Raw genomic sequence first — 25,205 nt, forward strand, 5'->3', positions numbered from 1 at the left:
GAACAACATGGAGGAGAGAACAAATAATAAGGCGGCAGAAACAAAGATGGTTGTGCGTAAATACAGCGAAAAGCCGGCCCGGGATGCCAAGGCAAATCAGACGGTGCTTTTATTGATGGCTTTTATGGATATTCCCCTTACCCTGGCTTTGCTGAGCCAGTTTGTATCCAAGGACATTTCCTATGGGAAGATGGCGGCTCTTCCTGTGGCTGTTTTGCTGTTGGGGACGCTGGTAAGCTTTGGAATGTATTTTAAAGACAGGTCCGGTGAGACGCTGCGGTATGTAATGCTGGGAACATTTCTGGCAGGCTGGGGGTATATGATGCTGACGGCTAAAAGCGTTCTGGCCTGCACTTACATATTTCCGATGATGATTGCCCTGATTCTCTATTATGACAGGAAGTTTGAAAAAAGGGCCTTTGCAGGAATCATGGCCTTTATGGTTCTGCGGGGCGTTGTACTGGCGGCAGCCGGCAGCCTGACGGGAGATGAACTGACTTTGGTCAGCGTCTGCATCGGTATTACGGTTGCTCTGACTTATCATGTAACTGCCAGAGCGGCAAAGAATTTTGACCATGACACCATATGGGCCATTAAGGACGAGCAGGCAAGGCAGAATATGATGATGGAAGATATTATCCGTATTTCAGAAGCGGTGAAGTCGGAAGTAGGCCATACGGATAACCTGGTGGAGCATCTGCGGGATTCTTCCCAGGTAGTGCACAGTTCGATTCAGGAGATTTCGGTCAGCACCCAGATAACGGCGGAAAGCGTGCAGGAGCAGACCCAGATGACTTCCCAGATTAAAGACGCCATTGAAGAAACCGCTCAAAATGCCAGGATTATGGTGGAGGCAGCGGAGGCGTCTGCCCGTATGGCTGAGGAAAGCATGGATATGATGAACCAGATGCGGGCAGGCGCCGAGACCATTGGGGAAACCAATACCCAGGTGGCAAAATCCATGTCTCAGCTTCAGGATAAGGCAAAAGAAGTGGAACAGATCACAGAGGTTATTTTTGAGATCTCCAGTCAAACAAATCTGCTGGCGTTAAATGCATCCATTGAGAGCGCGAGGGCAGGAGAAGCGGGCCGTGGATTTGCAGTGGTTGCGGATCAGATTCGGGAACTGTCAGAACAGACCAGAAAGTCTACAGAACAGATTGCCGGAATTGTAAAAGAGCTGAATACCAACGCAAAGGACGCTGTGGATATTGTGGGAGTTTCCATTGAGGCAAGCAGGAAGCAGAATGAAATGATTGAGAATACAGCCGGAGGGTTTATGGCAATCCGTGATAATGTGGATACGCTGACCCAGAGGATTGAAGATATTGATTCCAAGATTAAGAATCTGGTGCATTCCAATGACAAGATTATCGAAAGCATCAGCCAGTTATCGGCCACCAGCCAGCAGGTTTCTGCCAGCGCGTCTGAAGCAGAGGAACGAAGCCAGCAGAATCAGGCAGAGGCTCAGGAGGCCAAGCAGCTTTTGAACGGCGTCCAGGAAATTGTTCAGGGCTTTAAAAAATATCAGGATTAGCAGGAAACAGAAAAATTACTTAGATAAAGGAGAGAAAGTTTATGGCAAAAGTAGGAATTGTAATGGGCAGCGACTCAGATATGCCGGTAATGGCAAAGGCGGCGGACATTTTAGCGGAGCTGGGAATTGAATATGAAATGAAAATTATTTCAGCCCACAGGGAGCCGGATGTATTTTTTGAATATGCCAAAACGGCAGAAGAGAAGGGATTTCAGGTAATTATTGCAGGGGCAGGAATGGCAGCCCATCTGCCTGGAATGTGCGCCGCAATTTTCCCAATGCCGGTGATCGGAATTCCCATGCATACCACATCACTGGGCGGCAGGGATTCTCTCTATTCTATCGTACAGATGCCTTCAGGCATCCCGGTTGCAACAGTGGCAATCAACGGAGGCGCCAATGCAGGGCTTCTGGCAGCCAAAATTCTGGCAACTTCAGACAAAGGGCTGCTTGCAAAACTGAAAGATTATTCCATGAAATTAAAAGAGCAGGTGGAAGCGAAGGACGCCCGGCTGCAGGAAGTAGGATATAAGAATTATTGAGAAACCCAAAACACCCTGAGACGGAGCCAGATTTGATTCGGGAGCAGAGGAAATTCAGACAGAGATACAGGAAAGATTTAGGAGGAAAGAGAATGGATTACAAGAATTCAGGCGTAGACATTGAGGCAGGCTACAAATCAGTAGAACTGATGAAAAAGCATGTGCAGCAGACCATGCGGCCGGAAGTGCTGACCGGGCTTGGCGGATTTTCCGGCGCCTTTTCCATGGAGAAGTTCAAGGATATGGAAAAACCCACGCTGGTATCCGGCACAGACGGAGTGGGAACGAAGCTGAAGCTGGCTTTTTTGCTGGATAAGCATGATACCATTGGAATTGATTGTGTGGCAATGTGCGTCAATGACATTGCATGCGCAGGCGGAGAGCCTTTGTTTTTCCTGGACTATATTGCATGCGGGAAGAATTATCCTGAGAAAATCGCTACCATTGTCAGCGGTGTGGCTCAAGGATGCATCCAGAGCGATGCCGCATTGATTGGCGGAGAAACAGCGGAAATGCCCGGTTTTTATCCGGAGGAGGAATATGATCTTGCCGGATTTGCAGTAGGCGTGGTAGATGAAAAAGATATTATTACCGGAAAAGAATTAAAGGCCGGGGATGTTTTGCTTGGCATGGCAAGCTCCGGCGTGCATTCCAATGGATTTTCCCTGGTGCGGAAAATATTTAAAATGGATCAGGAAACTCTGAACACTTATCATGAGGAGCTGGGAAAAACCCTGGGAGAAGCGCTGCTTGCGCCTACCAAAATCTATGTAAAAGCCCTTCGTTCAGTGAAAGATGCAGGTATCCGGATTAAAGCCTGCAGCCATATTACCGGCGGCGGTTTTTATGAAAATGTGCCCCGTATGCTGCCGGAAGGAAAACATGCGGTCATTGAGAAAAACAGTTACGAGATTCCGCCTGTTTTCAAAATGATGGCAAGAGAAGGCCAGGTTGAAGAAAAAATGATGTATAACACCTACAATATGGGAATCGGCATGGTACTGGCGGTAGATCCCAAAGACGCAGAAGGAGCCGTAAAAGCCATTCAGGAAGCAGGAGAAACGGTTTATGTAATCGGCAGAGTGGAAGAGGGAGAGAAAGGGGTTACCTTATGCTGAAAATTGTAGTTTGCGTGTCCGGCGGCGGCACAAATCTGCAGGCAATCATAGATGGAATTGAGCGGGGAACCATTACCAATACAACCATAGCTGCAGTAATCAGCAACAATTCAGGAGCCTATGCGTTGGAGCGGGCCAGAACCCATGGAATTGAGGGAGCGTGTATCTCTCCCAGAGATTTTCAGTGCCGGGAGCAGTTCAATGAAGCCTTTCTGGAAAAACTGGACAGCTATCAGGCTGATTTGGTGGTACTTGCCGGTTTTCTGGTGGTTTTGCCGGAAATCATGATTAAAAAGTACCGAAACCGCATCATCAATGTTCATCCTTCCCTGATTCCTTCCTTCTGCGGCAAAGGCTACTACGGCTTAAAGGTGCATGAAGGAGCATTGGAACGGGGGGTGAAAGTGACAGGAGCCACCGTGCATTTTGTGGACGAGGGAACGGACACCGGCCCTATTATTCTGCAGCAGCCGGTGATGGTGGAACAGGATGATACGCCGGAGCTTTTGCAGCGGCGGGTGATGGAGCAGGCAGAGTGGAAGATTCTGCCCCGGGCCATTGATTTGATTGCCAATGGAAAAATCCATGTGGAAAACGGCAAAGTTCTGCTTCAGGATGAGCCTGGAGAAGAAACGGACTGACTGAGAACAGAACCGGGAGGAATTTCAAAGACCCAGAGAATTCTGCGGTCTGCATACCGATGGAAAGAGGAGACGGGAATGAAAGTTTTAATTGTGGGAAGCGGCGGACGGGAGCATGCCATTGCGGCAAGTGCGGCCAAAAGTCCGAAAGTAGATAAGATATATTGTGCGCCTGGCAATGCAGGCATTGGGCAGATTGCGGAATGTGTGCCCATCGGCGCCATGGAATTTGACAAACTGGCGGCTTTCGCCAAAGAACAGCAGATTGATTTCACCATTATCGGCATGGACGATCCCCTGGTAGGCGGGATTGTGGATGTATTTGAGGCAGAGGGACTGAAGGTGTTCGGCCCCAGGAAAAATGCCGCAATTCTGGAGGGAAGCAAAGCTTTTTCCAAGGATTTGATGAAAAAATACAACATTCCCACAGCCGGTTACGAAACGTTTGACGATCCGAAACAGGCTCTGGCCTATTTGGAAACAGCGAAAATGCCCATTGTCTTAAAGGCAGACGGCCTGGCGCTGGGAAAAGGCGTGTTAATCTGCAATACTCTGGAAGAAGCTAAAGCCGGCGTAAAAGAGATTATGGAAGATAAGAAGTTCGGTTCTGCCGGAAACCATATGGTGGTGGAAGAGTTTATGACAGGCCGGGAAGTGTCCGTATTGTCTTTTGTGGACGGAAAAACCATCAAAATCATGTCCTCCGCCCAGGATCACAAGCGCGCCAAAGACGGGGATCAGGGCCTGAATACAGGAGGAATGGGAACCTTTTCTCCCAGTCCGTTCTACACAAAAGAAGTGGATGAATTCTGCCGGAAGCATATCTATCAGGCGACGGTGGACGCGATGGCTGCCGAGGGGCGTCCTTTTACCGGAATTATTTTCTTCGGCCTGATGCTGACCAAAGACGGGCCTAAGGTATTGGAGTACAATGCCCGGTTCGGTGATCCGGAGGCCCAGGTGGTATTGCCAAGAATGAAAAATGACATGATTGAGGTGATGGAAGCCTGTGTGGAAGGAAGGCTGTCAGACATTGATCTGCAGTTTGAAAACAACGCGGCAGTCTGCGTGGTTCTGGCGTCCGACGGGTATCCCGTGTCCTATGAGAAGGGATTTGAAATCAAAGGTCTGGAGAAATTTCATGAGGAAGAGGGGTATTACTGCTTCCACGCGGGAACAGCCTTAAAGGATGGAAAGCTTGTGACAAACGGAGGCCGCGTCCTTGGAATTACCGCCAAGGGAAATGATTTGAAAGAAGCCAGGGCCAATGCCTATAAGGCTGCGGAATGGGCAGAATTCGATCATAAATATATGAGAAACGATATTGGAAAGGCAATTGATGAAATAAAAGAATAATGCCTGCAGTATTTTGATAAAAAAGTGCGTGAAGAGAAAAGGCATTTGAAAAATATCAGAGAATCCTCTGTTTTTCAGGGATTCTCTGATATTTTTAAGGAAAATTTAATATTTTGAAAGGAAATAACACAGGAATTTTCCAGAGGTCTTTGTTATAATATACCGATATGAAATATAAGAAATTTTAACTCAGCCTTTGGGAAAGGATAATAATATGAAAGACAGAATTCTGGTAGTGGATGATGAAAAAGAAATTGCCGATTTGGTGGCTTTTTATCTGGAAAGTGAAACTTTTGAAGTGGTTACCTGTTATTCTGCAGAGACAGCGCTGCAAAATGTGTCTGAGAAAGAATTTGACCTGGCGATACTGGATATTATGCTGCCGGGAACCAGCGGGTTTGAAATATGCAGGACGATTCGGGAAAGCCATAATTATCCGGTGATTATGCTGACAGCAAAGGATGAAGAGATAGATAAAATCCGGGGCCTGATGCTGGGAGCCGATGACTATATGACGAAACCATTCCGTCCCCTGGAGCTGGTGGCCCGTGTCAAAGCTCAGCTTCGCCGGTATAAACGCTACAATCAATCCCCGGTTCCGGAAGTTCAGGATCATTCCCTTCTGGTGCATGGGGGACTGGTGATGAATGTAAAGACCCATGAATGCCAGCTGGATGAAAAACCCCTGGTGCTGACTCCTACAGAATTTTCCATATTAAAGATTCTATGTGAACGGAAAGGGGAAGTGGTCAGTTCTGAGGAATTATTTCACGGTGTATGGAAAGATGAGTATTACAATAAAAGCAATAATACCATAACTGTACATATCCGCCACCTGCGGGAGAAAATGAAAGATTCCGTGGAGCATCCCAAGTATATTAAAACAATCTGGGGAGTGGGGTATAAAATTGAAAACTGAACGAATAAGAAGGAAAAAAAGAAATTCTGCGTATTCCAAATTGATTTTCCGCATATTTATGCAGACTGTTGCCATTGTAATACTGACATTTCTCATTATTTCCGCATTGTACAGGCACTTCTGGTTCCGCAGGGTGGGAGACTGGATTGTACAGTTTTTGCAGGATGCGTTTCAGCTGGAGCTGTTGGATGCACTGAATATTTATCAATATGGGCTGAGGGAAAATGCCTGGCTGTTTATTTTCGGGGCGGTGGCAGTCTGCTTTCTTTTGCTGTTTCGGATTTCCCTGTCCTGGTTTATCCGGTATTTTAACGAGATAGACGCTGCATTGGATACGCTGATTCAGGGAGACAACAAAGAGATTGTTCTGACTCAGGAAATGGAGCCGATGGAGCGGAAGCTGAACGTTCTGCGTCAGACCCTGGAAAAGCGGGAGTTGGAATCTAAGCTTGCAGAGGAACGGAAAAATAATCTTGTAATGTATCTGGCCCATGATATCCGGACGCCGCTTACCTCCGTAATCGGTTACCTGAGTCTTTTGGAGGAAGCGCCGGACATGCCCACAGAGCAGAAGGCAAAATATGTGCATATTACGCTGGAAAAAGCCAATCGTCTGGAACAGCTGATTAATGAATTTTTTGAAATTACCAAGTACAATATTCAGGAAATCGTTCTGGAAAAAGAAGAAATTGATCTGTACTATATGCTGCTGCAGATGTTGGAGGAATTCTATCCTCTTCTGGAGGAAAAAGGAAACCGGGCCGTGCTTCACAGTGATGAAAATGTAAGCATTTGCGGCGATCCGGCCAAACTGGCAAGGGTGTTTAACAATATTTTAAAAAATGCCGTTGCCTACAGTGACAGGAATACGCAGATTGATATTTTCGTGGAAGAAGTCAAAACACCGCAGCAGGAGAAAATGATTATTACCTTCCGCAATCAGGGAAAAACCATTCCCAAAGAAAAACTGGAGTCAATTTTTGATAAATTCTACCGGTTGGATGCGGACAGAAACTCCCATACAGGAGGCGCAGGACTGGGGCTTGCCATTGCAAAAGAGATTGTCACCAGGCACGGGGGCAGAATACTTGCAGAGAGCGGGAACGGGCAGGTGACGTTTCGGGTGGAATTGCCGGCAAAGTAATATACGGCAGGCAGCGTTCCGGGCGGAACGAATGGGAAACTTCAGATTATAAAAAGCAGTGCAACAAAAAATGGAAGCAATGGGGCTCGAACCCATGACCTCTCGCGTGTGAGGCGAACGCTCATCCCAGCTGAGCTATGCTTCCATGTGATCTATTATAGCACTATCATCTGAAATTGCAAGAGTTTACTGAAAATCATTTCACAACAGAAAACAGACGATTAAAAACATTTTCCTTGCGCGCTGTTCGTTCTTTTCCGATATATGGATTAAATCATTAAGCAACAGGAAAAGGATTTCAGGAAAACAGACAGGAGGTTGTCAGAATGAAAATCAATGGAGTGAACAAAACAGCTCAAAGTCCCGGACAGGCAGGAATGGTGCAGAAAGAGGATGCTGTAAGCAAGAGTATCCGAAAACAGATTGCAAATAAGCAGAAAGAGCTTCAGAATCTCTCTTCCAATCAGGAAATGGAAATGGAGGAAAAGAGTAAAAAGCGCCAGGAAATCATGCAGGAAATCAATGATTTAAACAATCAGCTCAGACAGCATCAGATGGAACAGCGCAGAGAAGCAATGAATGCGGAACGAAAACAGGAAAAAGGAGCATCCGCGGATGATTTTGGCGGCAGCAGCAGAAAGTCCGGGACCAAAGGGACTGGAGGAATGTCAAAGGCAGGCATGAAGGCCATGATTTCTGCAGATGCAGCATTGAGCCAGGCACAGGTTCAGGGTTCAACGGCAACCGGAATGGAAAACAAGGCGGCAATCCTGAAAACGGAAATTAAATTAGACAGCAGCCGGGGCGCAGACGTATCCAAAAAGAAAGAAGAACTGGCCGAAGTGGAAGATAAGGCGGCGAAAGCCGAGGCTTCCCAGCTGGGCACTTTAAACAGCGCCAACGAAGAGCTGAAGAAAGCCCAGGAAGCAGGCCCGGATGAAGAGAAAGACAAAAATTCTGAAAAAGCCGACAGAGAACAGGAAGAGAAAGAGAAAGCAGAACATATGCCTCAATATCCTTCCATAAACATCTATTTGTAGGGCCGGATAGGCAGTCCTTTGCTGAACAAAAAAAGTGAGAAACAGCTCAGATGACGCGGAAATCCCTGCAAAAAGTAACAGATTTTCATGCCGCCAGACCTTTCTTGTTAAAAAGGTATTGTCAATAACATTATTAAAGTGTATAATTTCAAAAGAAACAAAAATGCACCAAAATATTATTTTTTGGAGGGAGCGTGGTCATTCTGGATGATACCAGAACTCGAATTATTTTTGCAGCGATGAAGGTCGTGCGGCAGAATGGCTTAGAAGGGGCACGCATCCAAAGCGTCAGTAATGTGGCGGGAATTTCCCCCGGGGCTTTGTACCGTTATTTTGAAAGTAAGGATCAGCTGTTGATTGAGAGCTTTGTATACGTGGACAAACGGGCGGCAGCGATTTTCGATCATGTGAAGTTTGATCCGAAGGAAGTAATCACAGATCCGATGGGAGCAGTTAAGAGTCTGTGGCAGCCTTACTTCCGATTTTGGGTGGCACATCCGGATGAAACCATTTTTTATCACCGTTTCCGGGACAGTGCCTTTTTTCCAAAGTTCGACAAGTGCCGGGATGCGTCCTATTTTAGTTCTTTTGCCGGGATGGTTCACGATTTTCTGGAAGCATTTCCGGGGCTGAGGCAGATCAATCAGGATCTTTTGTGGCTTCATGTGCTCAGTTCCACGGTGATGTATGCCAAATATGTGGTAGAAGGAGTGCTCACGGATAATCAGGAGACTGAGGATACGGTATTTCGACTGCTGACGACCGGTTTAAGCGGTTATCTGAAGCTGGAGAAGTAAAAGGAGAAAAAGTAATAAAAACTACCGCTGCAGAGCGGTTTGTTTTTGAACACAGGTAAGTAAATGTTTATTTTCCTGAAAAACCGAGTTCCGGATTTGTATCGTTCCATGAAGAGAAAAGATGCCGAAAGGCAATTTTTTTTACAATTTAAGTAAATAAACGTTCACTCCAAAAGCGATAATTTAAAAGAAAGAAGGTTATGGAATGTTGAAATTTCAGCGAAATGTTTTTGGAAACAAAGGGATTTGGCAGAATTCGAATTTCAGGAGAAGGGGCAGAAGAAAACTGCTGGCTGTTTTTTTGTGCCTGTCAATGATGACTGCTTTTTTGCCGGGGACTGCAGCAGAAGCGGAGGAAGAAGAGAGGCTTTCCGGGATTGTGGAATTTCAGAGTATTACGCTTCATTATGCCAAAGCCGACGGTTTGCCGGAGGAAGCGGTCATTGAGGAGCATGCTCTGTTGGAAAAAGATCGGAAGCTTGCGCTTCGTTATGAGTACGAAATTACACAGGAGCAGTGCAGCATAATCCAGGCGGATACCGACTATTATCTGGAAGTATCTCCGCATCTGGTTTTGCCGGATTTGGGGAATGCAGGTTCCGAACTGACCATAATGACGGAGGAGGGGCCCCGGCGGTTTGGGGCAATTTTTGCAGACGGGGTCAGGGCATGGGTTATTTTTGACGCGTCTGAGGAGGGCTCCGGCACAGTTTTAGCGGAGTACGGCGAGCTTCAGGATGCATTTTTCTATTTAAACTGCGGCCGTGCAGGCCAACCGCCGGAGGGAGAAACTCCCGTTGACGGAAAAAATCTCTATGCCATGAAGTTTGAAAACGGGGAAACGCTGAAATTCGGCTATGCAGAGCGCGAACCGGTGGAAGCGCAGGCGCAGGTGAAAAAGAGCGGAAGCCTAAACGGAAAAACCATTGCCTGGACGATTCAATATACACCTTGGCAAAATCCCGCCGGCGGCGATCTGACAATGGAGACAGAATTTGAACTGCGGGACGTGATTGACCCATCCCTTCACAGTTATGCTGCAGGCAGTGCGAAAATCGACGGTATGGAGCTTGCCGCCTATCATTCCCGGGAGGAAATTACAGGTGAGGAGGAAGCCTATGTATTGGAGGAAGCGTCCGATGAGGATGGTTCTGTCCAGCTGAGCTTCGGCGGCAGGAAATTTCGCGCAGGGGCCGCTACCCAGGGAGCTCCGGCTCAGGCGCTGACTCTTACCTATGAAACAGTGATCAAAGACGAGCTTCTTCTGCCAGGAGGCAAAGGCGGGCAGAAAGTGACCAACGGAGTGGAACTGTTTGCAGAAACAGACGGAGAATTTCAGGGACTTAACATTTCAAGCAGCCAAACGGTGGCGGTTCCTCAGCCTGTCTGGCTGACGAAAAAAGGGACGACCACACGATATGACGACGGTACGGGTTCTGCCACTGACTGGACGGTTACTTTTTCTCCCAATGGTTTTTCCTTTTCAGAAGATCACAGCCTGACTTTTCATGATCAGCTTCCTGCCGGCAGTACGCTGGATGCGGATTCTGTGAAAATCAACGGAGTATCGGCGGCTGTCCTGGAGGACGGGCAGAACGGATTTACTGTTTCACCCATTGTCACAGAACATGAAACCGTGATCCTCACATACCAGACCAGGGTTCCGGAGGAAATGTATGACAGCGGAACCAATCTGGGAAATAATGTGGCCTGGTTTACCTTTCATTATAATGGGAAAGATTATGAAGCGCCGAAGGTCACAACCCCTGTGGATAGCGGAGACGGCAGCGGTATGCCCGGTACAGCTACCCTGGTGAAATCCAACAGCGGTTACAACGCAAGCTTGCGCACGATTGACTGGACGGTAACCATTAATCCTCATAAAGCCTATCTGAAAAGCGGCACGTTTACAGACGATTTCCGGGAGATTGGCGGTGTCTGCATTGAAAAGGGGCATAGCAGCGGACTGGAACTGGCGGGCGATCCGGACGGTATTTCTGTTTTGATCAACAATCAGGAACCTGCGGAAGATGAAAAAGATCTGGTGAAGGCAGACTATAAAGATCAGGTTCTTACCATAACGGCAGGAGAGGTGGGTGCGAAAACCATTACGATTGCTTATAAGACAAAAGTGTGCGATCCCTGTATTTTTGCAAATAACACTTCCAGGAAGCAGTTGAAAAATATCGTTTCAACGGAAGATATGCTGATTGGAAAAAACACAACGGCTGCACGAAGCGCCAAAGCAGAAAGCGCTGTCAGTGTCAATGCGGTGGTTTTGACCAAAAAAACGCCCATTTACGATTATACAGCCGGGAAAATGAAGTGGACGGTGGAAGTAGACGCAGCGGGTCTGCCTATGGAAGAAGTGATGTTGACCGATGATTTGCCAAAGGGGCTGACTTATGCGGAAGATTCCCTGGAAACTCTGCCGGTAATTGCAGGAGCGTCGGCAGAGGCCCAGGGGCAGGAACTTACCATTAATCTGGGAAATGTGACGGAGAAAACCACTGTTACTTTTGATACGGAGGTAGATCCTGAGAAAACCGGATTCAGCAGCAATGAGGCGGTTCGGATTTCCAATACCATTGTGATGAATGGAATAGCTGACAGTGTGCCCTTTGGGAAGGTTTCTCACAGTGTATCCGGAAATTTTGTCAACCATGGGCTGGTGAAAAGCAGCAGCGTAGATCAACCGAAAGAGCTGATTCAGTATGAGGTGCTGATCAATCCCTACGGCCTTGCCCTTTCAGAATGTCCGTCCCTTGTGGACACTCTGGACAAACGGCTTCAAGTGGATTTGGACACCTTGCGTTTTTATAAAGCAAGATTGTCAGGAACTACAGGAAACGGCGGACAAAAGCCAAACTATCAAAAAGAGGGGGACGGGCTTTCGCTGCAGGCAGAAAATTATGATCTGGAATCAAACAGTTTTACGGTGAAGCTTCCCATTGAAGCGGGCAGCCGGAATGCCTATGTGCTGACCTACACGGCGGATATTATGAAACGTCAGGCAGGCAATTATGGCAACAGCGTCCGTTTTGAGGGCGGCGCCGTGCTGTTGGGCGGAAGCAAAAACAACAGCGCTTCGGTGGGCGGCGGTGGAGGCGGAGGCGGCGGTGGCGTCGCAGCCAGAAAAGCAGGTATTGCCGTCACCAAAACCGACAGTGATAATCAAAAACCTCTCGCCGGGGTGTCATTTACCCTGTATCAGTGGGACAATGACAATCATAAAAGAGGTCTGCCGTTTGCCCGGGGAACCACGGATGATCAGGGAAAGCTGTCATTTCTGGTAAAGCCCGGGGCAGTATATGAACTGACAGAAACGGAAAGCCTTCCTGGTTATGAAAGCGCCATTGGATGGACGCATCTTCCCGATGGGGTAACAGAGACGGCGCAGGGTCTGCTGATTACGGCAGGGGCGGCAAAATCTGAGTTGCAGCTGGATTTAACCAATGAAGCGTATAAAACGGAAGAACAGCAATGGACACTGACAGTTCATAAGGTAATAAGCGGCAGCGAAGCGCCTCTGGCCGGAGCGGTTTTTGAACTGTATGAAGAGGAAGAATGCAGGACTTTGGTTCAGAGAGGCGTCAGCGGACAGGCGGGAGAGATTTCCTTTCCGGGACTGGACAAAGGAAAGGAATACTGGCTGAAAGAAACAGAGGCGCCGCCGGATTACCAGCTGGATACTTCTGTATACAAAGTGCATGAAACAGATCCGGTTCTGACAGTTTCCAATACCCTAAAACAACCGCCGGTTACGCCAAAACCGCCTGAGACAGACAGCGGTTCGTCAGAGGGCTCCGATACTCCGGAGAATCCGGACGATTCCGGGAATCCAGAGAACCCGGAGGATACAGAAAAACCGGAGAATCCGGGAGGTTTTGAAGAGCCGGGGAACCCAGATGATTCCGGGAACCCAGGAGATTCAGAAAATCCGGGAGGTTCTGAGAGGCCGGGGAACTCAGGCGGTTCCGAGAACCCGGGGAACACTGGCGATTCCGAGAATCCGGGAAGTTCCCAGAAACCAGAAAATCCAGGAGAATCCGGGAATCCAGGAGATTCAGAACATCCAGATAATTCTGGAAATCCAGGAAATTCCGGGGATTCAGAACCCCCAGGGAATTCCGGGAACCCGGGAGATTCAGAAAAACCGGAGAACCCAGGAAATTCAGAAAAACCAGAAAAACCAGAGAACTCAGGCGATTCCCAAATTCCCGGAGCATCAGAACTCCCAGATAATTCTAAAACTCCCAATGCTTCAGGAGAACAGAAAATTTCCTGGCAGCCGGGTGATTCTGGCACAGATGCAGATACGCCCAAAACCGGGGATGATACGGTATGGTTGGAAGCGGTTGTTTTGCTGTCAGGAACGGTATTGGCAATGATGACGTTATACTATGTTTGGCGGGAGAAAAAGCGTGAAAGAAAATAAAGTATTTAAAAGTGTTTATGGTGCGGTACTGGTGATTTTTATTATTTCTGGTGTGATGCTGGGGATTCGGTTGGCCAAATTGCACCGCGGAAATGAATTTTACAGACAAATCGGCGGCGGACGGGGATTTTCCTCCGCCGTTTTTTCTGATTCTGTTTCATCAGGCCGGACAGATGCGTCCGAAAGCGCAGCGATAAAAGCCCTGTGTCTGGAAGCGCCTGAATTATCCGGATATGTTTCCCAGTTGGCAGAAAAATATTCCGGCATTGCTGCCTGGCTGCAGATTCCCGGTACAGATTTGGATTATCCGGTGATGCTGGGGAAGGACAATCAGTATTATCTGGAACATTTGCCGGATGGAAGTGAAAATCCCCTTGGCAGTTTATTTCTGGATTACCGTTCCGGAACAAGCGGCCCTCATTTCATCATTTATGGGCATAATGGAGCGGGAGGGAAAATGCTGGGCCTGCTGAAACAGTATGAATCCAGGGAGTATTACGAAGAACATGCAATTCTTACCCTTGTAACCAAGGACGCAGTGTACCTTTGTCCGATTTTTTCGGTGCGGCAGGTGGAGGCAGACAGCAGCGCTTACCAGACGGAATTTACAGAGGAAGAAGAGTGGAAGGAATATGTGCGGCAGGCGGTAAAAGAGTCGCTTTATCCCACAGATGCAGATATCAGTCATCCGGCGGGAATCGTGACTTTATCCACATGCACCGGTTGGAGCAGCCAGAGATTGATTGTGCAGGCGGTTCTGCCAAAAAATAAAAACAGGTAAAATTCTCCATAATTGTATTGACAATTCGGGGGGGGGTAAATTATTATAGATATAATAATTGTATATTCAGTAAATTCTTTAGATTTCTGAAATAATAAAAAATTGTTTATACAAAAGAAAAGACTGGAATATTTCAATTATAATATGATATGAAGGAGTAGATTTATGAAAAAATGGAGAAAAGCACTGTTAATGCTGCTTTTGGTATGTCTGACCGCAGGCCAGTGCATCACTGCCCAGGCAGCCAAGAAATCGCCCTCCAAGTATAAGGTGACGATGAACAAGTCTGTTTATACGATGAAAAAGGGTAAGTCCGTACAGTTAAAGGCCGCCAAAAATAAAGCGGCGAAAAAGAAAAAGGTAGTGTGGACCAGCAGCAACAAAAAGGTTGCCACCGTTACCTCCAAGGGAAAAGTAAAGGCAAAAAAGAACGGCAAGGCTACAATTACTGCCAAACTGAAGGGAACGAAGATTAAGACGACCTGCAAAATTGTAGTCGGCACGCCGGTTACCAAGATAAAATTAAATAAGAAATCTGTGGAACTGGAAGAGGGCAGCAAGGCGAGACTGAAAGTTACTGTATCGCCGAAAAAGCCCACCAATAAGAAAGTTACTTATAAATCTTCCAATAAAAAGGTAGTTACCGTTAATTCCAAAGGAGAGATCAAGGCAGTAAAAGCCGGCGAGGCAAAAATTACCGTAACAGCAGCAGACGGCACGGGCAAATCTGCGTCCTGTAAAGTGACGGTAAAAAGGAAAAAAGTAGTTACGCCGCCGGCAGATCCTGATATTGCAGTTGGAAGCGTTGCGCTGAATGAGACGAATCTGAATATGCTGCCGGGAGAAGCCAAAAAACTGTCAGCAACAGTAAAGCCGGATAACGCCACCAACAAAGCAATTACCTGGAAGTCCTCTGCACCTGCTGTAGTGACAGTGGGCAATGACGGAACAGTGAAAGCAGTGGGAGAAGGAACAGCCAATATAACTGCATCTGCCGCCAACGGCAAAAGCGCAGCCTGCAGCGTAAAGGTTGCCTATAAAGGCAATGTTTCCAATCAGGCAGAACTGAACCAGGCGCTTTCCAGTAAAATGGTAAGCGATATTGTGTATACTTCAAATGCTGCGGGGCAGATTGTAATTCCAAAAGGAGATTATTCCGGCAAAACTCTGGAAATCAATGCGCCCAATGCAGATGTTGCCAACGACGGCAAGTTCAAAAAAGTAACAATCACTGCCATCGCACAGAACACATACGTGGAAAATTCCACCAATGTAGTGTATTTCAATGCTTCCAAAGGCCGCATTGTGGTAGGCCAGAGCGGAAGCGCCACCATCAATCTGAACAGCGGAGGAAACCAGCAGTTTACTCTGGAAAATAATGGATATGTAAAAGATTTGAATATTCCTGGCAGAAATACTGCGCTGAACATTAAGGGAAACAGGTATGTCAATGTTACTTTGGGAGCCGGAGCGGCAGATTCATCTATCATAACAGAAACAGAACTGCGGATTGCAGCCAGCGTGGCATGGGATATGACCATTATGCCCGGCGGAGAGCATACCAGGGCAAATATTGCCGACAGATCCTGTCTGCCGTCCATCTGGGGCCTGGGATGCATTTCTGTAACAATTATTTCAGACAATGACGTTGTGAACATTCCGGCTGAAATGAGAGAGGAGCTTGGCATCAGCCAGAAGGTGAAGGTATCAGGCAATGTCAATGAATATAACTTGGAAGAAGATGCTCCGGTAGTAACTCCGGAAGAGGCAGAGAGAGCGTCTGACGGCACAGATTCCGGAGAAAAGCAGGCGGTAAACGGAGTTTCGGCAGGTACGAAAATATATTTATTGCCTTACACAAATGCAAACAGCAGTATCAATGGAGAAAATTACAGAGAATTTATTCAGGGAACAGAAAGTTCTGCTGTAACTGATGAGACAGGAAACTTTACCATAGAAAATGTTACAGTGGGAAATTACTGGCTGATTGCAGAGAAAGACGGCTATAAGACAAATGTTAAGAACGTTGTAATCACCAGTAATCAGGCAGACGGCTATGTATGCGGCACAACGATTCTTTTAAGCAATGAAATTGCGGCATGCGATCCGGCGCCTTCCGTTACGGGTGTAGTGCGGATCGGTCTGACTGCACAGCCGGTATCAGCCGGATTCCAGGTGAAATTAAGAAAAGGAGCCGGCAATGTTTTGGGCGAAGCTTTCAAAACTGCACAGACAAATGAAGACGGAATCTATCAGTTTACGGATGTGCCTGCGGGAGTTTATACCGTAGAAGTGCTGGATCTGCGTCAGAATCTTTCCGAAACGGCAGAGAGATACAATGCCTCCAGTATAGATATCGTTGTGGCATATCCGTATCTTACCCAGCTGCCTGATTGTGTAGTGGATGAGAAGATGGAAACGATTACCGGCCAGGGGCAGGTGCAGTTTACCTTAACCTGGGGAACAGAAGCCTCCGGAGCAAGTTCAGATATTGATTCCCATTTAGTAGGCCCGAGGGCAGATGGAAGTGGGGAATTCCATGTGTATTATAGTAACGAAGGTTATTATTACAATGGAGAAAAAATGGCAGATTTGGATGTAGACGACGTAGATTATGAAGGGCCTGAGCATACCACTATTTATAAAGAAACAGACGGGGTATATCGGTTCTATATCCATAATTTTTCTGAAAGAGGTACAGTGGATTCAGAAATGCTTGGAAAATCATCCATACGGGTAACAGTAACCATTGGTTCAAACACCATCGTATACCACTGTCCGAATCAAAAAGGAAACCTGTGGTATGTATGTGATTATGATTCCAGAACCCATACGATTATCCCGAGAAATACTGTGAGCAATTTTATAGGAGACACAGAGGATATCGGTCTTTCAGAAGAGGAATTAAATGCTAAATATCTGGAGAGAAAGAAATCAGAGGCGTTAGAAAATGCTGCATCGGCAAAGAGAGATTTAATGAGATTTTCTGATAATGCAGCAAAGACAGAAATCGCCGCAAAGATTGAAGCGCTGGAAGGCCAGGTGGATTCCGCAGCGAATCTGGAAGCGGTTGAGACCATCTTAACTGAATTGCGGCAGATTCAGAATACACTAGATAATGCTGCGTACTCGTTCTATCTGGAAGCAGACAATTTACTGGGTTATTACAGAGATACTGTAAATGAATATGATGAAGATGATAAACTTATCCGTGTACGTTCTGTGGTGCGGTGCAGACTTGACTTTGGAGAGACTATGGAAAAGCCAGTTGTTACATCCGATGAGGGTTCAACTGCAGTATTAGAACCCACGACTGAAGCAGGATATCCATATGTAGTTCATGTTACAGACAGCGAAACAGGTCTTATCTTAGACGTATGGCTGCAGATATTGGCAAACCAGGCTCAGGCAGAACTGGCGGATCTGGCACGGCAATGCAGCATTTATATGGGACTGTTTGAAGAGAATGCAGGAATTGCAGCAGATAAAGCTGTTGTGGATGGCATTTTAGATGGTATGGATCAGATAACAGATACAGAAAGCTATAACGAAGCAAGCGAAAAACTGTATGACATTCAGGACAAATACGAAGAACTTTCTGGTATGTTCGGTATTCGCATTGTCACTGCAGAGTCAGAAATGGATAACTGGTGGACAACTGAGGACAGTATCTATGATGAAGCTGGAGAAGAAATCGTAAGGCGGGCAGTTCTCAAAATAGAACGGTATGCGGATGTGACGGATGAGGAAATTTTATCCAAACTGAACATTACTTTTTCAAATGACACTATTAAATATGTAATAACAGACAGCGATGCAGAAGGCTATACAAAATTAATCAAGGCATCCAATGTCGACGGTGTTGTGAAGAAAATTTATGTTAAAATTACAGAATGGTAATACGGCACATTAAAATTTAAGAAATCCCCTGCTTTGCAGACAAAATATGCAAAGCAGGGGATTTTTTACGGTTAACTTCTGGATAATGGAAGAAAGGCTTTACACCCAAACTGCCTATTGGTATAATGAAATTACCATATAAGAAAGTTAACAGGAATGAAATCATGAATCAAATAAAACCAAAGGTGTTTCCTGAGATATACTATAAAATCATAGTTCTTATATAAGGAGGCGAAACACATGGATTTGAATCTGCAGATTATGGACATGGCAGGCGCTGCCCCAGAGCATTCGGCGGTAATTGTAAATTTTGTGGCGGCAATCCGGAAACAGTTGAAAAACAGCACATGTTTTGTATATTCTGATAACGTACAGTATAAGTGGCAGACAGAGGATGGAGAAGAAAAAGCGGTGATTCCGGACGCTTCCATCAATTGTCAGACCAAGAAAAAAAGAGGGAATCATTTTGTCGGCATTCCCCGGTTTGTAATGGAGGTATTAAGCCCCTCCACAGAAAGTTATGACCGGGGCGAAAAAATGGATTTATACCGAATGCAGGAAATCGAAGAATATTGGATTGTGGACTGGAGAAAAAGGAAGATTGAGATTTATGATTTGGATTACGAAAACGGCATTCCCAGATACTATTTGTGGGTAACCGTGACAGAATCCAATAAAAATGAACTGAAACTGATTCATTTTCCAAATGTAAAGATAACATTTGATGATTTATTTGATGAGATAGAACCCTGATTTTGAAGAATTGAAAAAGAACTGCTGAAATCTTCTTCAGAAAAATGTGAAAAAGCCTTAACTTTTTCTTAGGAAAGAAACAACAGAATATTAAAACAAATGCCCCGTCTGTTTCGTAAAATTAATTTATGAAGCAGGCGGGGTTTTGCTCTGACATACCGTAAAGAACGATATGTTCAGCATAGGGAATCATACTTTGATGAAAAGCGGAGAGCTAAGCGCCCTATGCTCTGACATACCGTAATAAATGACTATTTTGTCACAGGAAAGTCACTTGTCTGTCATTTCCCGGGGGTATGATATGGAATAAATGAACATACAAAAAGGAGAACAAATCTTATGAAAAGAAACAACAGAAAGAAAATAGCGATTTTATTCGGAGGCTGCTCCAGTGAATATGAAGTTTCTCTCCAATCATCATATGCAGTAATCACCCATATAGATACGGAAAAATATGAGCCTGTTCTGATTGGAATTACCAGAACGGGAAAGTGGTATCTGTATCAGGGAGATCCGGCCAATATTCCGGAGGATCGCTGGTACAGTGACAGGGAGTGCATTCCTGCTTTCGTTTCTCCTGATAAAGAACTGCATGGGCTCCTGCTGCTGAAAAGCCAGGGCATAGAGGAAATCTCCCTGGACGGCGCGCTTCCCATTCTGCATGGAAAAAACGGAGAGGACGGAACCGTACAGGGTGTACTGGAACTGGCTGAGATTCCGGTGATTGGATGCGGAACTCTGAGTTCAGCAATTTGCATGGACAAGGAAACGGCCCACCGCCTGGCCGGGGAACAGGGGGTAAAAGTTCCCCGATCTTACACCATTGCCCAAGAAGAATGGAATCTGATGGACATTAAAATCAAAGGCAGGGAACTGGGCTATCCTCTGTTTGTGAAGCCTTTGCGGGCAGGCTCCTCCTTCGGTATTACCAGAGTGGAAAAGCCGGAGGAGCTGCGCCCGGCAGTGGAACATGCTTTTGAATATGATTCTTCTGTAATTTTAGAGGAGATGATAACAGGATTTGAGGTAGGCTGCGCGGTACTTGGAACAAAGGAATTAATAACAGGCGCAGTGGATGAAATCGAATTGTCAGAAGGGTTTTTCGACTATACGGAAAAATATACCTTAAAAACTTCGAAAATTCATGTGCCTGCCCGGATTTCCCCTGAAAAAGCAGAAGAAATTCAGGAGACGGCGAAAATCATTTACCGGGGTCTGGGATGCAGTTATTTTGCCAGAGTGGATATGTTCCTGACTCCCTCAGGCGAGATTTATTTTAATGAAGTAAACACAATTCCCGGCTTTACTTCCCACAGCCGTTATCCCAATATGATGAAGGAAGCAGGAATTTCTTTTAAAGAGCTGCTGTCGCGATTGTTGGAATTGCAGGAGAATGATTAAGGCGTAAAGAGAGTTTTTTGGAGAACTGTGCTTGCGTTTGCAGGAATTATTACTCCGGCGGTTAAAATTCGTCGATATTTAACCGCCGGAGTAATACAGAGGAATTAAGATACAGGGAGGGCGCAAAATGGAACATGCCATGCTGTTGGAGCAGGAACAAAGGAATATTTTTTCACAGAGAACTCACACAGGCAGAATACTGCTGACAGAGGCGCAGATCTATCAGGGAAATCTGGTGCTGGTAAATCAGAAGCATCCGGTAAGACACGGCCTGTCCGGGGAAGAACTGTGTTCTGTTTTCACAGAGCAGCCGGAGATTCTTATGGAAAAGAACAGCGCAAAGATGCTGCAGAAATTGTTGAAGCATTCTGAGTATTTGTTCTCTTCCCAATTGGAAAGAGACGATATACAGTTGTCTCGGCGTATCGTAGGCGTCAGCGGGTACCGCGCCAGGTCAGAGCAGGTAAAAATTTTTAATGATTCCCTGAAAGAAAACGGCAGGGAATTTACAGAAAAATATGTGGCTTTTCCGGATCACAGCGAGCATCAGACAGGCCTTGCCATAGATTTGGCCAAAGATCAGCCGGAAATAGATTTTATCAGGCCGGATTTTCCCAATGAGGGAATTTGCAGGAAATTCCGGGAACAGGCCGCTGAGTTTGGTTTTGTGGAGCGTTATAAATCCGAGAAGCAGAAAATTACAGGAATCGGCGCAGAACCCTGGCATTTCAGATATGTGGGAAAGCCCCATGCAGAGATTATGGAAAAGACAGGGATGGCTTTAGAAGAATATATCCAATGGCTGAAACAGTTTGATCTGACGGTGCATCCTTTGACCTGGAAACATTACAGAATCGGATATCTGAGGGCCCGGGGGCCTGTAACCGAGTGGAAAGGACTTGCAGCCTGGCCGGAAATTTCAGGAAATAACGCGGACGGATTTATTATCACCACGGCGGCTTTATGAAACTGGATTACAGTACCAAACAGAGGGAGAAAGCATGAGACAAAGAAAGAATTACGGAGCAATTGATGATTTCCGGCTGATTGCAGCATTTTTAATTGTGGCAATTCACACGTCACCCCTGGAATCTTTCAGTGAAACGGCGGATTTTCTTGTAACTTATTGTATTGGAAGGATTGCAGTGCCATTTTTTCTGATGGTCACCGGATATTTTGTGCTTGCCCCTTATCAGAAATCTATGGGAAGAAACTCCCGGCAGGCGGAGCATGCCTCTCAGAAATTAAAAAAATTTCTGCAGAAAACAGCAGTTTTGTACGGGGCGGCAACCTGTATCTACCTGCCGGTGAAGATTTATGCAAAACAGTGTAATATCGGTCTGGGAGGATGGCTGAAGGAAATCTTTTTTGACGGGACTTTTTACCATCTCTGGTATCTGCCGGCAGTGATTTTGGGCTGTCTGCTGCTGGTGGGAATGATGCATCTGTTAAGCCCGGTGGCAATAGCCGCTGTTACTGTTTTGCTGTACCTGATTGGGACGGGAGGCGACAGCTATTATCAGCTGGTCAGCCAGATTCCCGCACTGAAAATGATGTATCAGGGAATTTTTACCATCAGTTCTTACACCAGAAACGGCATTTTTTTTGCACCGGTGTTTTTGTGGCTTGGGGTGCTTCTGGCCAACGGAAAGGCAGAATTAGAGGTACGGAAAGCGGCCGTGGGACTTTCCATTTCCATGGCGGGAATGCTGGCGGAAGGAATGTTGACCTGGGCTCTGGAATGGCAGAAGCATAACAGCATGTACCTTATGCTGATTCCGGTGATGTTTTTTCTGTTTGAGCTGCTGCTTGGCCTGGAGGGCAGTTCCGCGTCAATTGTGAGGGATTTGTCCATGTGCATATACATCATTCATCCTGTCAGCATTATTCTGGTGCGGGGCCTGGCAGGGGCAGTGAAAATGACAGATTTACTGGTGGAGCAGTCATTGGCGCATTATCTCTTGGTTTGTCTTGTGACGCTGATCCTTTCCTTTGGAGCTGCAGAAGGAATGAAATTTGTGAAAAACAAAATGCAGAGGTGAGCTTATGTATCAAAAAGGACGTGCATGGATAGAACTTAATATGGAACATTTAAAGCATAATATGGAACAGTTTCGTTCCCTGCTGCCGCCGGACTGTGACCTGATGCCGGCAGTTAAGGCGAATGCATACGGCCATGGGGCGGTTCTGGTTTCCAAAGCGCTGCAGGCTCAGGGAGTGAAGAGCTTTTGTGTCGCTTCAGCCGCAGAGGGGGCCATGCTTCGCAGAAACGGGATCACCGGAGATATTCTGGTGCTGTCCTATACCCATCCGGAACAGTTTGACGATTTGATTTCCTATCATTTGATTCAGACCGTGGTAGACGGAGATTATGCAAGGCAGCTGAAACGTGACGGAAGAAGATTCACAGTTCATGTCGGAATCGATACAGGAATGCACCGTCTGGGAGAACGGTGGGATCATATGGAAGAAATTGTAAAAATATTCCGAATCCCCAATCTGAACGTGACGGGAATCTATTCCCATCTGTGCGTGTCCGATGGAAAAGACGGGAGAGATCGGGCTTATACCTTAGAGCAGATCCATCATTTTGAATATGTGGCAGAAGAACTTCACCGAAGGGGAATCAGCGGATTTAAGTGCCATCTGCAGGGCAGCTATGGAATTTTGAATTATTCAGAACTGTGTTTTGATTACGCCAGGGCGGGAATTGCGCTGTACGGAATCTTAAGCGGTAAAAATGACAAAATTAATGCATCGGTGGAATTGAAACCGGTGCTCTCACTGAAAGCCAGAGTGGAAAGCGTGAAGATGCTGTATCAGGGAGAAAGCGCCGGATACGGCCTGACGTACAGCGCCGGGAAAAATCAGAAAATCGGCGTGCTTTCCATCGGCTATGCCGACGGCGTTCCCAGAAGCCTGTCCAACCGGGGACAAGTGCTCTGCAATGGAAAACCGGCCCCTGTGATTGGCCGGATCTGCATGGATCAGATGTTAGTGGATCTCAGCGATATAGAACAGGCGGCCCCCGGAGATGAAGCCGTGCTGATTGGAAAATCCGGAGACCTGGAAATCCGCGCAGAAGATATGGCCGGATGGGCAGGCACCATCAGCAACGAGATTTTAAGCAGAATGGGGGAGCGATTAGAGCGGATTGCGGTTTAAAGATTCTGTCTGCTTTCTGGAGCGTCTTATTAAAAATATTACTCCGGCGGTTAAATATCGACGTAGATTACGCAGAACAAATCTTCATATGCAAGGCGGAAGATTGAGCTGTAGCGAGTGCTACAGTGATTGATGAGGGTCTGCCCGGCTTTATCGGGCACAACGCAGCAGATGGAGGTTTGGGCAAGTAAGATACTGCGATATTTAACCGCCGGAGTAATATAAGCAGGGAGCTGTCGGAAAATGAAATTTATACACAATATAGTTGTAAGTTCTTAGAGCATTTTTCAAATACGCTTTAGTATTATAAATGGCGGGTGTATATTGTGAAAAATTGCTGTTTTCCGACAACCCCTATTGGGCCTATTGGGCTTATGGCTTAAAATAAAGAGGAATACTGATTCCGAAGCGATACTGTATTATAAAGATTTAAAAATAGATTACGAAAAGAAAAGAGTATGGCTGAAGGAAAAGGAAATAAAGCTTACGCCAAAGGAATGGAAATTGCTTGAATTATTATCCAGGAATAAGGGCAGGATTATAACGAAAGATGTATTATTAAATCAGGTTTGGGATATAGATGGCAAGTATGTGGAGGAACATGCAGTTACGGTTTCTATTAACCGTCTGAGGAAAAAAATCGAGAAAAATACAGAGTACATTTACATAAAAAATATCTTTGGCCTCGGCTATACGTTTGGGGAATAGACCCGTGAAAATCAGCGCTGGTTCTGCGGTATGCGCAGGATGGAGGATAAGATGAATATAAATACATTTTCAGCAGGAATCTGGATCGTGAGCGGCATAGCTCTATGTATATCGGCATATGGGCAGGAATGGCGCCTGTTGTCAGGGGTGTTACTGTTGGATTTTTTGTTTTTTTTGCCATCACAAGTATATGGAGCAGAGTTATACAAGGACACAGTATATAACATTCTGACATACAAAAAGCGGATTTTAGAGAAGCCAAAGAGTATCAAATTGGTATTTGGAGGGGTGTTTTCATGAAGCATTTTGATTATCCACAATTGCCTGAAGAATTGCAAAGAGGCTTAAATGACTATTGTAAATTTTGGGAACAGGGCTTAAAGAAGAGGGCGAATGCAGTTATCCGTGAAATTATGAAGTATTATGATACATTATCAGAGGATGTTCATAAAGAATTTATTACAATAGTCTGCACCGAAATTTGCGATAATCATGTAGAATTATTCCAGGATTATTCTTTGCCGTATGAGGTTTCTATTCGTTTAGGGCAGGAACTTTTTCCTTTTGTGAATCAAGGAGCTTTGCCACAGGCACGATGGCATTGTGAGCTATTTGGAGATTTAGATGAAACGGTTTCGATTTATCAGAAGAATAAAGATGATTTCAAAACAGCCAGGATTCTGATGTTGAGATTGATTTATTTGCTTTCCTTTGGCGCACATCATTTTCCAGAATATTCCTGCCTTGAAAATGTTTCGGAACTTGACGAGGCAGAAGAGCTTGGTAAAGAGATACTGAAAAAGCATGATATAGATGTTGAATTACAACAAGAATTTCGATATTATATCAAACTGCACAGGCTGTTTCATTCTTGGAACGGTGAAGGCGATTTCGCGCTTTTATGCAGAAGAAACGGTTTGGAATTTAATGAAATAGCGGCATATTACTATAAATAAAATCCAGTT

At 45.9% G+C, this 25,205-nt stretch carries 19 protein-coding genes and 1 tRNA gene; 19 read left to right on the forward strand and 1 reads right to left on the reverse strand.

The annotated features are described in order from the left end of the window. Positions 1-7 precede the first annotated feature (7 nt). The 7 genes from ACTO17_RS11580 (at position 8) to ACTO17_RS11610 (ending at position 7,257) form a co-directional block, all read left to right on the forward strand. Positions 8-1,537, forward strand: a complete 1,530-nt coding sequence (locus tag ACTO17_RS11580) for a methyl-accepting chemotaxis protein (RefSeq protein ID WP_172538275.1) — start codon at positions 8-10, stop codon at positions 1,535-1,537. Between the two features lie 41 nt (positions 1,538-1,578). Next, positions 1,579-2,079 (forward strand): 5-(carboxyamino)imidazole ribonucleotide mutase, encoded by a 501-nt coding sequence (purE, locus tag ACTO17_RS11585; RefSeq protein WP_482558046.1) that lies wholly within the window; start codon positions 1,579-1,581, stop codon positions 2,077-2,079. A 92-nt stretch (positions 2,080-2,171) separates the two neighbouring features. Then, entirely contained in the window at positions 2,172-3,197 is a 1,026-nt protein-coding gene (gene purM, locus ACTO17_RS11590) for a phosphoribosylformylglycinamidine cyclo-ligase (protein ID WP_172538277.1), read from the forward strand. Beyond that, complete coding sequence (purN, locus tag ACTO17_RS11595; protein ID WP_482558047.1) at positions 3,191-3,838, forward strand: phosphoribosylglycinamide formyltransferase; 648 nt, start codon at positions 3,191-3,193, stop codon at positions 3,836-3,838. The genes purM and purN overlap by 7 nt, the downstream gene beginning before the upstream one ends. 78 nt (positions 3,839-3,916) lie before the next feature. Beyond that, on the forward strand, positions 3,917-5,194 hold the full coding sequence (gene purD, locus ACTO17_RS11600; RefSeq protein ID WP_172538279.1) for a phosphoribosylamine--glycine ligase: 1,278 nt from the start codon (positions 3,917-3,919) through the stop codon (positions 5,192-5,194). A gap of 214 nt (positions 5,195-5,408) precedes the next feature. Next, a complete protein-coding gene (vanR, locus tag ACTO17_RS11605; protein WP_482558048.1) occupies positions 5,409-6,113 on the forward strand; it encodes a VanR-ABDEGLN family response regulator transcription factor in 705 nt (234 codons plus the stop codon). 58 nt (positions 6,114-6,171) lie between these two features. Then, a complete protein-coding gene (locus ACTO17_RS11610; protein WP_482558071.1) occupies positions 6,172-7,257 on the forward strand; it encodes a sensor histidine kinase in 1,086 nt (361 codons plus the stop codon). 71 nt (positions 7,258-7,328) lie between these two features. On the opposite strand, the gene ACTO17_RS11615 is transcribed toward ACTO17_RS11610, so the two are convergent. Then, positions 7,329-7,402 (reverse strand) — tRNA-Val (locus ACTO17_RS11615). A 181-nt stretch (positions 7,403-7,583) separates the two neighbouring features. Between ACTO17_RS11615 and ACTO17_RS11620 the strand changes: the two genes are divergently transcribed. The 12 genes from ACTO17_RS11620 (at position 7,584) to ACTO17_RS11675 (ending at position 25,196) form a co-directional block, all read left to right on the forward strand. Further along, on the forward strand, positions 7,584-8,297 hold the full coding sequence (locus ACTO17_RS11620; protein ID WP_482558049.1) for a FlxA-like family protein: 714 nt from the start codon (positions 7,584-7,586) through the stop codon (positions 8,295-8,297). Between the two features lie 194 nt (positions 8,298-8,491). Continuing rightward, positions 8,492-9,094, forward strand: a complete 603-nt coding sequence (locus ACTO17_RS11625; protein ID WP_482558050.1) for a TetR/AcrR family transcriptional regulator — start codon at positions 8,492-8,494, stop codon at positions 9,092-9,094. A gap of 205 nt (positions 9,095-9,299) precedes the next feature. Then, positions 9,300-13,532 (forward strand): MSCRAMM family protein, encoded by a 4,233-nt coding sequence (locus ACTO17_RS11630; protein WP_482558051.1) that lies wholly within the window; start codon positions 9,300-9,302, stop codon positions 13,530-13,532. After that, entirely contained in the window at positions 13,519-14,313 is a 795-nt protein-coding gene (locus ACTO17_RS11635; protein ID WP_482558052.1) for a class B sortase, read from the forward strand. The genes ACTO17_RS11630 and ACTO17_RS11635 overlap by 14 nt, the downstream gene beginning before the upstream one ends. Before the next feature lie 165 nt (positions 14,314-14,478). After that, a complete protein-coding gene (locus ACTO17_RS11640; RefSeq protein ID WP_482558053.1) occupies positions 14,479-18,213 on the forward strand; it encodes an Ig-like domain-containing protein in 3,735 nt (1,244 codons plus the stop codon). Between the two features lie 240 nt (positions 18,214-18,453). Further along, entirely contained in the window at positions 18,454-18,966 is a 513-nt protein-coding gene (locus ACTO17_RS11645) for a Uma2 family endonuclease (protein WP_172537814.1), read from the forward strand. Positions 18,967-19,305: 339 nt separating this feature from the next. Continuing rightward, positions 19,306-20,367 (forward strand): D-alanine--D-serine ligase VanG, encoded by a 1,062-nt coding sequence (gene vanG / locus ACTO17_RS11650; protein ID WP_482558054.1) that lies wholly within the window; start codon positions 19,306-19,308, stop codon positions 20,365-20,367. Positions 20,368-20,494: 127 nt separating this feature from the next. Continuing rightward, complete coding sequence (locus ACTO17_RS11655; RefSeq protein ID WP_482558055.1) at positions 20,495-21,334, forward strand: D-alanyl-D-alanine carboxypeptidase family protein; 840 nt, start codon at positions 20,495-20,497, stop codon at positions 21,332-21,334. Positions 21,335-21,368: 34 nt separating this feature from the next. After that, on the forward strand, positions 21,369-22,409 hold the full coding sequence (locus ACTO17_RS11660; RefSeq protein ID WP_482558056.1) for an acyltransferase family protein: 1,041 nt from the start codon (positions 21,369-21,371) through the stop codon (positions 22,407-22,409). Between the two features lie 4 nt (positions 22,410-22,413). Further along, complete coding sequence (gene vanT / locus ACTO17_RS11665) at positions 22,414-23,532, forward strand: serine racemase VanT catalytic subunit (RefSeq protein ID WP_172537811.1); 1,119 nt, start codon at positions 22,414-22,416, stop codon at positions 23,530-23,532. 357 nt (positions 23,533-23,889) lie between these two features. Next, on the forward strand, positions 23,890-24,240 hold the full coding sequence (locus tag ACTO17_RS11670; RefSeq protein ID WP_482558057.1) for a winged helix-turn-helix domain-containing protein: 351 nt from the start codon (positions 23,890-23,892) through the stop codon (positions 24,238-24,240). A gap of 296 nt (positions 24,241-24,536) precedes the next feature. Further along, the gene (locus ACTO17_RS11675; protein WP_172539119.1) at positions 24,537-25,196 is read left to right on the forward strand and encodes a hypothetical protein; all 660 of its coding nucleotides are present in this window, start codon (positions 24,537-24,539) and stop codon (positions 25,194-25,196) included. Positions 25,197-25,205: the final 9 nt, after the last annotated feature.

The sequence above is a fragment of the Petralouisia sp. genome (genome assembly GCF_056822245.1).